We start from the raw sequence: 9,262 nt of genomic DNA on the forward strand, positions 1-9,262 counted from the left end.
GGTGCAGATCACTTCTGATATTGAACTGTCAGGAGCTGGCTGCACAACAGCCATTACGCCCAATCAACTGGTGCAGTCGTCTTCTGAAAATGACACATGGCATCTGACATCAAGTTAGGGTATGCCTCAATCTGACGGCTGCGAACCGCCAGGGACAGGCGCAATGTCAGATTCTGTCGCGGCCTTGGCGCGTGCCTGGAAGCGTTCATAGCAATCCAGCCCGCAGAAATGTTCGACGTATTCCGCGCCTTCCGGGGTGAAGGCGGCATCGAGCGGAATTTCTTTGCAGCATACGCAGCAGGTGGTGCAACTGGCAGTGTTCGGGGCGTTTGCGTTCATGGTGGTACTCCTCCAGATTGGTAGCGAAGCTCAAAGCTGCCCACTCTCGGCTGGCTGGGAAGCGGTCATGATCTTCCCTTGAAGGCCCGCAGCAGCCGCGTCACAGACAGGACAAACAAGCCGGTCAGCGTGAGGGCTGCAATACCCCAGTGCTCCCCGATGAACGCGCCGGCCGTCGTGCCGGCTAGCACAATGGCGAGAATCGGCAAATGGCAGGGACAGGTGAGCACGGCCAGCGCGCCCCACAAGTAGCCGGTGATCGGTTTGTGCGTCTCAGACGGCAAGTGCTCTGGGCTGTTCATGGCAGACTCTCCGCGTGCTGTGCCGGTTCGGTTGGCATGGCGGCCAGTTGCATTTCGAGGCTGGCCAGGGCCTCGCGCCGACGCTCGACGAGTTGCCGCAACACGGCAAGCTGCGCAGACGCACCGTCACCGTCCGCAGCATCCAGCGCCCGGCACAGCCGCGCCAGTGCGTCCAGGCCGATACCCGCTTCGAAGGCAGCCCGTACAAAGCGCAGCCGTTGCAACGCGGTGTCATCGAACAAGCCGTAGCCGCCCGTGGTGTACGCGACCGGCCGTAGCAATCCGCGCAGCAGGTAGTCGCGCACGATATGCACGCTCACCCCGGCATCAAGGGCCAGCCGGGACACTGTGTAGGCGCTCATTGAACACCTCCTTTTCCTCATCCGGCGCAGCACGAAAGCTGCTTCACGTCCTTGCTGAAGGTCTGCGCCGCGAGCTTCAGCCCTTCGACCATGGTCAGGTAGGGGAACAATTGGTCGGCCAGTTCCTGCACGGTCATACGGTTGCGAATGGCGAGCACCGCCGTCTGGATCAGTTCACCCGCTTCCGGGGCCACCGCTTGCACGCCGATGAGCCGTCCGCTACCTTCCTCGATGACCAGCTTGATGAAGCCGCGTGTGTCGAAGTTGGCAAGCGCACGCGGCACGTTATCCAGTGTTAGCAGGCGACTGTCGGTCTCGATCCCGTCGTGATGTGCTTCCGCCTCGCTGTAGCCCACGGTGGCGACCTGCGGGTCGGTGAACACCACGGCCGGCATTGCGGTCAGGTCCAGGGCCGCATCGCCGCCAGTCATGTTGATCGCCGCACGAGTGCCGGCCGCTGCCGCCACATAGACGAACTGCGGCTGGTCGGTGCAGTCGCCGGCCGCGTAGATGTTCGGGCTACTGGTGCGCATGCCCTTGTCGATGACGATGGCCCCCTGCGCATTGACGGCTACCCCCGCCGCTTCCAATGCCAGGCTGCGCGTGTTCGGTGTCCGGCCGGTGGCGACCAGCAGCTTGTCGGCGCGCAATTCACCGTGCGTGGTGGTCAGCACGAATTCACCGTCCATATGGGCGACCTGGCTGGCTTGCGTGTGCTCCAGCACCTCGATGCCCTCGGCACGGAAAGCGGCTGTCACCGCCTCGCCGATGGCCGGGTCTTCACGGAAGAACAAGGTATTGCGCGCCAGGGCCGTGACCTTGCTGCCCAGCCGGGCAAAGGCTTGCGCCAGCTCCAGCGCCACCACCGACGAGCCGATTACGGCAAGGCGTTCGGGAATGGTGTCGCTCGCCAGGGCCTCGGTGGAAGTCCAGTAGGGTGACTCTTTCAAGCCCGGAATCGGCGGGACCGCCGGGCTGGCACCCGTGGCGACCAGGCAGCGGTCGAACATCACGACGCGCTCGCCACCCTCGTTCAAACTAACGATAAGGCTCTGGTCGTCCTTGAAACGCGCTTCACCGTGCAGAACGGTGATGGCTGAATTGCCGTCCAGGATGCCTTCGTACTTGGCATGACGGAGTTCTTCGACACGGGCCTGCTGCTGGGCCAGCAGCCGCTCGCGCAAGATCGTCGGCGGTGTGGGTGGCATGCCGCCGTCGAATGGGCTTTCCCGGCGCAGATGGGCGATGTGGGCGGCGCGGATCATGATCTTGGACGGCACACAACCGACGTTGACGCAGGTGCCGCCGATGGTGCCGCGCTCAATCAGCGTGACCTGCGCGCCTTGCTCGACGGCCTTCAGTGCTGCCGCCATCGCGGCTCCACCGCTACCAATGACGACGACCTGCAACGGGCGTTCGTTGCCACTGGGCTTATCAGCGGCCCCTATCCAGCCGCGCATCTTGTCGAGCAGGCCGGCGCGGTTGTCCGTCGGTGGCGCATCGGCAAGCGTTGCCTCGTAGCCCAGTCCGGCCACGGCGGTAGTCAGCGCATCCGATGACGTGCCCGCCTCAATGGCGAGTTGCGCTGTGCCCTTCGGATAGGACACCAGCGCCGATTGCACGCCGGGCACTTTCTCCAAGGCTTCCTTGACGTGAGCCGCGCACGAGTCGCAGGTCATCCCGGTGATTTTCAGGGTGGTCATGTATTTTTCCTTTTCTGTGGTGGCTACGGCTGTTGCCGTCAGCCACGTTGTTCTGGCAATTCACAGCTGTCCGGCCCGCAGCGGCGATGTGCTGGCGAGATGAAATCCCAGACCGACACCCCAACCATCAAGGCCAGGCCGACATAGAGCAGTCCACCGCTCTGCCAGCCGTAAGCCCGCATTAAAAACACCGCTGCCAGCACCAAGATCGGGCCTATCGTGCCGAGCGCCGTGCGTCGCCACTGTCGATGATTGAGCCAAGCGATAGCATTGGCGAGTAACGCGATGCCGGCGAACATCGGCAGCAGGATGCCAATGAATAGCCCCTCGTACTGGCTCAAGAAGCCCAGTCCGATGGCCGCGCCAAAGCTGGCGATGGCAGGAAAACAGGCGGCGCAGCCCATCGCGGAAACGACGCTGCCGAGCGCGCCGGTTTTGCCAGCGATGCGCGTGATGAGTCCCATGTGTCGCTCCCGAGTTCGGTTAACGGATCAGCGTTTGAGGCTGGACGGATAGCCCGCGTCCTCGGTCGCCTTGGTCAACTTCTGGACGTTGGTCTTGGCATCGTCGAAGGTGACGACGGCCTGGCGCTTGTCGAAACTTACGTCGGTCTTGCTCACGCCCTCAACCTTGGAAAGCGCGTGCTTGACAGTGATCGGGCAAGAGGCGCAGGTCATGCCAGGCACGGACAGCGTGACGGTCTGGGTGGCGGCCCACACGGGGGCAACAACGGCAGCGAGGGCGAGGGCGGCAAACAGTTTTTTCATGATGAACTCCTGTGATTAATAGAAAAATGGCATGACGTAGGGAAATCCGAGCGAGACCAGGACCAGCGCGGCCACGATCCAGAAAATGAGCTTGTAAGTAGCTCGCACTTGGGGAATCGCGCAGACCTCACCCGGTTTGCAGGCTTGCGCCGGGCGGTAGATGCGCCGCCAGGCGAAAAACAGCGCGACCAGCGCTGCGCCGATGAAGATCGGGCGATAGGGTTCCAGCACCGTCAGGTTGCCGATCCATGCCCCGCTGAACCCCAAGGCGATCAAAACCAGCGGCCCCAGGCAGCAGGCCGACGCAAGAATGGCGGCCAGCCCACCGGCGAAGAGCGCGCCGCGCCCGTTTTGTGGTTCAGACTTTTGTGGTTCAGACATACGCTTGTCCTTTCAAATTTGGTTTGGATAGCTTAAGCTTACTTCCGTAGTTATGTACGGAGTCAAGCGATATGCAAATTAATTTTGAGAATCTGACCATTGGCGTTTTTGCCAAGGCGGCCGGGGTCAATGTGGAGACCATCCGGTTCTACCAGCGCAAGGGCCTGCTGCCGGAGCCAGACAAGCCCTATGGCAGCATTCGCCGCTATGGCGAGGCGGATGTAACACGAGTGCGGTTCGTGAAATCGGCCCAGCGGCTGGGCTTTAGCCTGGACGAAATCGCCGAGCTACTGCGGCTGGAGGATGGCACCCATTGCGAGGAAGCCAGCGGCCTGGCCGAGCACAAGCTCAAGGATGTGCGCGAGAAGATGGCCGACTTGGCACGCATGGAGGCCGTGCTGTCTGAACTGGTGTGCGCCTGCCATGCGCGGAAAGGGAACGTTTCCTGCCCGCTGATTGCGTCACTGCAAGACGGAACGAAGCTCGCTGCATCGGCGCGGGGGAGTCACGGGGTGACTACGCCTTAGCGTGCTTTATTTTCCGAATTCTGAGACGACCCCTGTGTGTTGAAAGACAAGATGAGAACCATGATGTGTACGTAGGTAAATTCATCCAGTTACATGTAGCCGCTAATAAGAGCCTTAAGATCGTCGAAATGGGCGATGTGAAACTGGTGGCCATAACCAGCTCGATTCCTACCACTTTTAATGGTGGGATAAAGAGATACAAAGGGGTTACGTATGTGTCACTTTCCCAAACAGCTCAAACCACTATCGACTTCCCGAAGCGTATCTACAAAGAGGGCCAGGAATGTACTTCTGTCACCAGTCCTGACCAAGGTCCTTTCGCCCGGGATGTTAGGTTGAATTGCTACGGGCGATGTGTTGTCACCGGCGTAAGGTCCCCCTGGCGTACTGAGGCCGCGCACTTAACGCCACGTCATGAAGAAGGCATTCCCGACGTAACGAACGGAATTTTACTTCGCCGTGATATCCATACACTGTTCGACAATGACCATTGCGCCATAAACCCTGACACTATGAAAATTTACTTCAGCCGGGAGGCCCGGGAGTTGGATGATGATCTCCTGAAATGGCATGGGAATGAGATAGAGACGACACGCATGCAGGTTCCGGTTAACATCGAAAACCTTCGGATACGATGGCAAAAATTTAAGGCTAAGGATCGTCAGCGTAAATAAAGCCATAAGCTGAACCACGGCGAGGATTAGTCTTGTTCACTAAATGACAGCGAGAGATTAAATGCAAACCCAAAAAGATATTACAGTTGGCCAGATCTGGGAAGAAGTGGATCCAAGACTGATCCGGAAAGTGCGAGTTGTTGAGGTGGCCTCGTTAGAAGGGCCCAAAGGCATCCTAATCGAAAACGTGGAGTCTGGTCGTAAGAACTGGGCGTCGTCATCCCGCTTTAATGGAAAGCGTGGAGGGTATCGTCTTATTTCCTGAAGGTTTTGCCAATATGGGAAACTGAAGAGGTTGAAACCATCCCGGTGAGGGAGCATATCTGGTAAAGAAGAGTCTTTAAAAAGGTTTTACGCGACCTGGGATAATAAACGGGAAAACGATACCCAAAAAAAGAATACAGCGATGATAACGATAAGGAATGGTAAGGGCTTCAATATTTTGAGAAATGACCTGGCTTCCTTTGCATCTGCATTTCTAATCAAACTGTCCACATAGGGATCACAGCTCTTAGGTTCTGAATTTTTCATATGTTCTGTACCTGAAATTGATTCCGTATGAGAAAAGGCCACCGAAGTGGCCTCTATCAAAACTGGTGGCAAAAGTTAGATCAGGAAATCATCAAGACTTTTACCGGCTGCAATTTGTTCTGCCAGAGCTTTGGGGGTACGGCCCTGTCCAGTCCACGTTTTTGTTTCGCCATTTTCATCAGTAAATGAGTATTTGGCCGGGCGTGGTTCACGGCTTTTCTTGGTAGCCGTAGATTTGGCCTGGAATGAGCCAAGCAGCTCTTCCGGGTTGATACCATCTTCTTCCATTAACTTACGCAGGGCGTCAAGTTTCTCCTGACGAGCTTGCAGTTCGGCAGCTTTGGATGATTCTTCCTGACGACGCTCATCAACAATGACATTAAGCTTTTCGAGGATTTCCTCAAGTACTTCTAAAGGCAGCTCGCGGCCCTGGGCGCGAAGAGTACGAATATTGTTTAACGATTTGAGTGCTTCAGACATACGACCTCACTTTCTAATTCTTTGATAAGGATTTACTTAATCATAATACACTCTATAAGGAAAAAGATGCCAGCTTTATGTCTTCAGGTACAAAGATATCTTGCTAAGAATACTCCTTATCTTCCTTGTGCAGACTGTTTCGTGCTTTCGATGTTGTTCATGAGTCTTAAAATCTGCTCACTGTTTAGGGTACTCATGCTGTAAATCATCAAGAAGGAAGCGCAGAACAACATAAGCAATCGGAAAAGGAAACCATGCCAGTGACAGGCCATATATGGCGGAGATAAACATAGGGTAATTTAACTCACTTACAAAATTCGCTTCATTGTATTGTTGAATCGAAATGGCAGAAGCAAAAATTATAATTAAAGTAAGAAAAATCCACTCTAGCCATCTCTTTTTATAACAAGCATAAGCGAAAGCTGTAGGGTAAAAAATAAAGCAAAAAATTCCAGCTGCAATTACGTTCATAAAAGTAACTTTCCTGATAGCGCAGTTATTTTTCGAATGCAGCATCATGAACAACTGCCATAACATTGATGATTGGCTTTCTTTTTCTGAAGAACCTTCCGCGCGGCAAAGTTTCTCCCGCTTTGAGACGATAAAGCCAGAAAACATAAGCCGGAGGAACATTGCTGTCAAAAATATCTGAACAAGTTTGAACTGTGATGCCTACTGTATTGTCTTTCCTCATCTCTTTAAAAGTGCCTTGCAATGCAGCGGATAACGTCATTTTTAAGAAACCTTTTTCTGTTTGAACGGATAGACTTGACTTAGCTGGCTTGACTGTAATGTTTGCCACTAAAGATCCCTCGTTCTGAGGATGCAGGCACTACAAAGTTACCGTCAGGTCTAATCATACGAGTTTGGATGAAATTTTTGCCGGATTTGGTTTTTTCAACCTGGTGCTCGATCTTCCATTCTTCTTTGACGGGACCGGATGACAAATGAACTAGAACCGGTACTTTTTTACGTGTTCTATCCAGAACAATACAATTTGATTTATCCGTATCAACGCTTCCCTGAAGAGTATTCAAAGAGCAATTATCATATCCCTCAACCGGAACTGCATTACCTTGGATATCAATTTTGAATCCTCCAGCTATTACAATTTCGGGTGCATTATCATTTAAAGTCTCGTCATAGGCAGCATCAACTACATCGCAAGCAGTAAGAGTAAGTGACGATGCCACAGCAAGACACAATAAAGAAAATCTGTTTTTGAGCATATTTGAGACCTTTTATAAAAATAAAATAACAGGAGAATTGTATCATTAACAGTCTAGTTCTAACGACTACCACTTTTAAGTATGTATTGAGCCAGTTTTATATTCAGGCACACCATATTGCACTCTAGCTCTTTCATCATCCTAGAAGAACTCTTAATTAAGTATTCTTCAAGTGGGCCAGCATATGCCCCTGATGTCACGATCGTTAGTTGCGTAAGAGGATGAGTCAAACTCTCAATGCCCTTCAGGATGTCATTCTGGACAGCAGAAATATAAACAGGCGAAGCCGCAATCAAATATTCATCATTCGGACTGGACTGCATTAACTGGCTTATAGTTGCGCAACGGTTATGCTTTCCTAGTGATTTTGTGATGGCTTTCCACCAGAGATCATGCCTGAATGGTACTTGATGAAATGTCGCCTCGTAAGAGGGCACCCGATCTCGACTATTTAAAAACCCCATCCCGGCAGAGATTATCCACAACTCCAGATTTCTGGTTGAGTTTAAAATTTCCTTTGCCGTAGACCAGTGATTACCTGAATACAAGGACAATGCCGGTACCGCCTGATTACTTCTGGCGTCGTCTACAATGTTACTCCAGGCATATGCTGCGTCGTCCGGGGTTTGTTTTGGATCTATGTCCAATGTCGGCCAGACGTGGCCCTGATGATTCTTGCCCTTTGTACAGGAAGTGATTAAGTGTACTGAGCGTTCAGAGAACATTATCTTCCTTACATACCCATAGAACAGCTTTCTAAGAACGGTGGGCTCGCCTGAAAATTACAAATCAGCCCCTTTCACGGCATCATTTTGATTCTTCGCGTCTGCCCCCAGTAAGATGACCGGTTTTCTGCATGACAGTGTTATTCCTAACAAACGCAACACAAAACCACGCCAGCCAGAGCAAATTTTTTCATTTGCTGCGTAAAGCCTATTGTTTTCTCTTTTAAGCTTCGCCCACTCGTTACAGAGGGTAACATCATCAAGCGCTGTTATATGCTTCGCCTCACCTTCGACGATAACGGTATGGATACCGTATGCTGTAAATCTCATACTATTTTCCAGAACCCAGTTGCGGTATTCGTTGAGTCCACCTTCGGAACCGGTAGCTCTGCGCCACATTTCAATTTGCTTGTGTGATGGGTCAAGTGTACTTGTCATTGAAGCCTCGTCTCAGCGATAACGCTTGAAATAGCCCGCTTTGGTCAAAATGAAATTAGCCATCTGACTGGCGATTTGATTGTATCTTACTCATAGTGCCCAACCTATAGGTTAAAAAGGGGCATTTTCGCTTTATAGCGTGTTCAACATCATCAATCATCCCAAGAAAGGCTGGCTTATTAAGCCGGTCCATCATTTTCTGTATATCTCTCATCAATTTTTATATCCGGCCTGAAGTGCACCGTTCAAGCACACCGATCAGGCAGTTAGTCACTAGTTAACTCTTTACTAGAGACTAAATTCCATTGATTTACGTGACAACGTCACGTCATTAAGGTTTGCAAATGCCTAATTTTCATACTATGGGATTTAATTAGGAGTAAATCCCACAGGTTTACATAAAGCTGACATTTAAAAGTGTTAAAAATCAATCAGATAGAAAGAAAAGGCTCTCCGGAAGAACTCTTCTCATTATTTCGCCGCCCGGGGTTATTGCTGACAGATCTGAAAGTGCTAATATGTTAGTCATTAGTAATTAGTAAAGCCTTTACTAAACGCGTTTCTACGTAAATTCTATTGGTTTTAGAGGGTCCTACTGTCCGAAGACAATAAAGTTGTACACAAAGCACTAAAGTTGTAACCATTCTCAAAAAACGACGCTAATGGGCACTGTTGCAAAGTTAGCGATGAGGCAGCCTTTTGTCTTATTGGGGAGCCCGCAGAATTCGGAAAAAATCGTACGCTAAGGTTTTCCGGGCATCCGTAAGGGCCGAAACTTCCCGTCTTCCAGTCTGCGGCTCTGCC

15 protein-coding genes are annotated in these 9,262 nt (G+C 52.1%); 2 read left to right on the forward strand and 13 right to left on the reverse strand.

Annotation, left to right across the window (positions count from 1 at the left end):
• Positions 1-126: 126 nt before the first annotated feature.
• The 7 genes from ACOTX4_RS25040 to merT form a co-directional block, all read right to left on the reverse strand.
• Entirely contained in the window at positions 127-339 is a 213-nt protein-coding gene (locus ACOTX4_RS25040; protein ID WP_000993245.1) for a DUF3330 domain-containing protein, read from the reverse strand.
• Between the two features lie 65 nt (positions 340-404).
• Positions 405-641: a broad-spectrum mercury transporter MerE gene (gene merE / locus ACOTX4_RS25045; protein ID WP_001087807.1), complete on the reverse strand. Its 237-nt coding sequence runs from the start codon at positions 639-641 to the stop codon at positions 405-407.
• Positions 638-1,003 (reverse strand): mercury resistance co-regulator MerD, encoded by a 366-nt coding sequence (gene merD / locus ACOTX4_RS25050; RefSeq protein WP_001277466.1) that lies wholly within the window; start codon positions 1,001-1,003, stop codon positions 638-640. Before merD ends, merE begins: the two co-directional genes overlap by 4 nt.
• A 17-nt stretch (positions 1,004-1,020) precedes the next feature.
• On the reverse strand, positions 1,021-2,706 hold the full coding sequence (gene merA, locus ACOTX4_RS25055) for a mercury(II) reductase (RefSeq protein WP_000209296.1): 1,686 nt from the start codon (positions 2,704-2,706) through the stop codon (positions 1,021-1,023).
• Positions 2,707-2,744: 38 nt separating this feature from the next.
• The gene (merC, locus tag ACOTX4_RS25060) at positions 2,745-3,170 is read right to left on the reverse strand and encodes an organomercurial transporter MerC (protein WP_000522996.1); all 426 of its coding nucleotides are present in this window, start codon (positions 3,168-3,170) and stop codon (positions 2,745-2,747) included.
• 27 nt (positions 3,171-3,197) lie between these two features.
• Positions 3,198-3,473, reverse strand: coding sequence for a mercury resistance system periplasmic binding protein MerP (merP, locus tag ACOTX4_RS25065; RefSeq protein ID WP_000732275.1), 276 nt, complete (start codon positions 3,471-3,473; stop codon positions 3,198-3,200).
• Between the two features lie 15 nt (positions 3,474-3,488).
• Positions 3,489-3,854, reverse strand: coding sequence for a mercuric ion transporter MerT (gene merT / locus ACOTX4_RS25070; protein ID WP_001294656.1), 366 nt, complete (start codon positions 3,852-3,854; stop codon positions 3,489-3,491).
• Positions 3,855-3,925: 71 nt separating this feature from the next.
• Between merT and merR the strand changes: the two genes are divergently transcribed.
• Entirely contained in the window at positions 3,926-4,381 is a 456-nt protein-coding gene (gene merR, locus ACOTX4_RS25075) for an Hg(II)-responsive transcriptional regulator (RefSeq protein ID WP_001166628.1), read from the forward strand.
• 65 nt (positions 4,382-4,446) lie between these two features.
• Positions 4,447-5,055, forward strand: coding sequence for an HNH endonuclease signature motif containing protein (locus tag ACOTX4_RS25080; RefSeq protein WP_000289256.1), 609 nt, complete (start codon positions 4,447-4,449; stop codon positions 5,053-5,055).
• 606 nt (positions 5,056-5,661) lie between these two features.
• Here ACOTX4_RS25080 and ACOTX4_RS25085 read toward each other — a convergent pair.
• From ACOTX4_RS25085 to ACOTX4_RS25110, 6 genes are all read right to left on the reverse strand, one after another.
• Positions 5,662-6,066 (reverse strand): H-NS family nucleoid-associated regulatory protein, encoded by a 405-nt coding sequence (locus tag ACOTX4_RS25085; protein ID WP_001287391.1) that lies wholly within the window; start codon positions 6,064-6,066, stop codon positions 5,662-5,664.
• A gap of 177 nt (positions 6,067-6,243) precedes the next feature.
• Positions 6,244-6,537 (reverse strand): hypothetical protein, encoded by a 294-nt coding sequence (locus ACOTX4_RS25090; RefSeq protein ID WP_001100635.1) that lies wholly within the window; start codon positions 6,535-6,537, stop codon positions 6,244-6,246.
• A gap of 25 nt (positions 6,538-6,562) precedes the next feature.
• Entirely contained in the window at positions 6,563-6,868 is a 306-nt protein-coding gene (locus tag ACOTX4_RS25095; protein WP_223152485.1) for a hypothetical protein, read from the reverse strand.
• Positions 6,840-7,295 carry a hypothetical protein gene (locus tag ACOTX4_RS25100; RefSeq protein ID WP_000916941.1) on the reverse strand — a complete coding sequence of 152 codons (456 nt, stop codon included), beginning with the start codon at positions 7,293-7,295 and terminating at the stop codon, positions 6,840-6,842. The genes ACOTX4_RS25095 and ACOTX4_RS25100 overlap by 29 nt, the downstream gene beginning before the upstream one ends.
• 59 nt (positions 7,296-7,354) lie before the next feature.
• Positions 7,355-8,020: a hypothetical protein gene (locus ACOTX4_RS25105; RefSeq protein WP_001447900.1), complete on the reverse strand. Its 666-nt coding sequence runs from the start codon at positions 8,018-8,020 to the stop codon at positions 7,355-7,357.
• Positions 8,021-8,077: 57 nt separating this feature from the next.
• Positions 8,078-8,458: a hypothetical protein gene (locus ACOTX4_RS25110; RefSeq protein ID WP_001371925.1), complete on the reverse strand. Its 381-nt coding sequence runs from the start codon at positions 8,456-8,458 to the stop codon at positions 8,078-8,080.
• Positions 8,459-9,262 lie beyond the last annotated feature (804 nt).

Origin of the sequence: Enterobacter cloacae complex sp. IR5459 (genome assembly GCF_049238005.1) — a bacterium.
GTDB lineage: Bacteria > Pseudomonadota > Gammaproteobacteria > Enterobacterales > Enterobacteriaceae > Enterobacter > Enterobacter hormaechei_C.

Coding starts and splice junctions, on each gene's coding strand:
- ACOTX4_RS25040 (WP_000993245.1), bottom strand. CDS start 339: ATGAACGCAAACGCCCCGAACACTGCCAGTTGCACCACCTGCTGCGTA.
- merE (WP_001087807.1), bottom strand. CDS start 641: ATGAACAGCCCAGAGCACTTGCCGTCTGAGACGCACAAACCGATCACC.
- merD (WP_001277466.1), bottom strand. CDS start 1,003: ATGAGCGCCTACACAGTGTCCCGGCTGGCCCTTGATGCCGGGGTGAGC.
- merA (WP_000209296.1), bottom strand. CDS start 2,706: ATGACCACCCTGAAAATCACCGGGATGACCTGCGACTCGTGCGCGGCT.
- merC (WP_000522996.1), bottom strand. CDS start 3,170: ATGGGACTCATCACGCGCATCGCTGGCAAAACCGGCGCGCTCGGCAGC.
- merP (WP_000732275.1), bottom strand. CDS start 3,473: ATGAAAAAACTGTTTGCCGCCCTCGCCCTCGCTGCCGTTGTTGCCCCC.
- merT (WP_001294656.1), bottom strand. CDS start 3,854: ATGTCTGAACCACAAAAGTCTGAACCACAAAACGGGCGCGGCGCGCTC.
- merR (WP_001166628.1), top strand. CDS start 3,926: ATGCAAATTAATTTTGAGAATCTGACCATTGGCGTTTTTGCCAAGGCG.
- ACOTX4_RS25085 (WP_001287391.1), bottom strand. CDS start 6,066: ATGTCTGAAGCACTCAAATCGTTAAACAATATTCGTACTCTTCGCGCC.
- ACOTX4_RS25090 (WP_001100635.1), bottom strand. CDS start 6,537: ATGAACGTAATTGCAGCTGGAATTTTTTGCTTTATTTTTTACCCTACA.
- ACOTX4_RS25100 (WP_000916941.1), bottom strand. CDS start 7,295: ATGCTCAAAAACAGATTTTCTTTATTGTGTCTTGCTGTGGCATCGTCA.
- ACOTX4_RS25105 (WP_001447900.1), bottom strand. CDS start 8,020: ATGTTCTCTGAACGCTCAGTACACTTAATCACTTCCTGTACAAAGGGC.
- ACOTX4_RS25110 (WP_001371925.1), bottom strand. CDS start 8,458: ATGACAAGTACACTTGACCCATCACACAAGCAAATTGAAATGTGGCGC.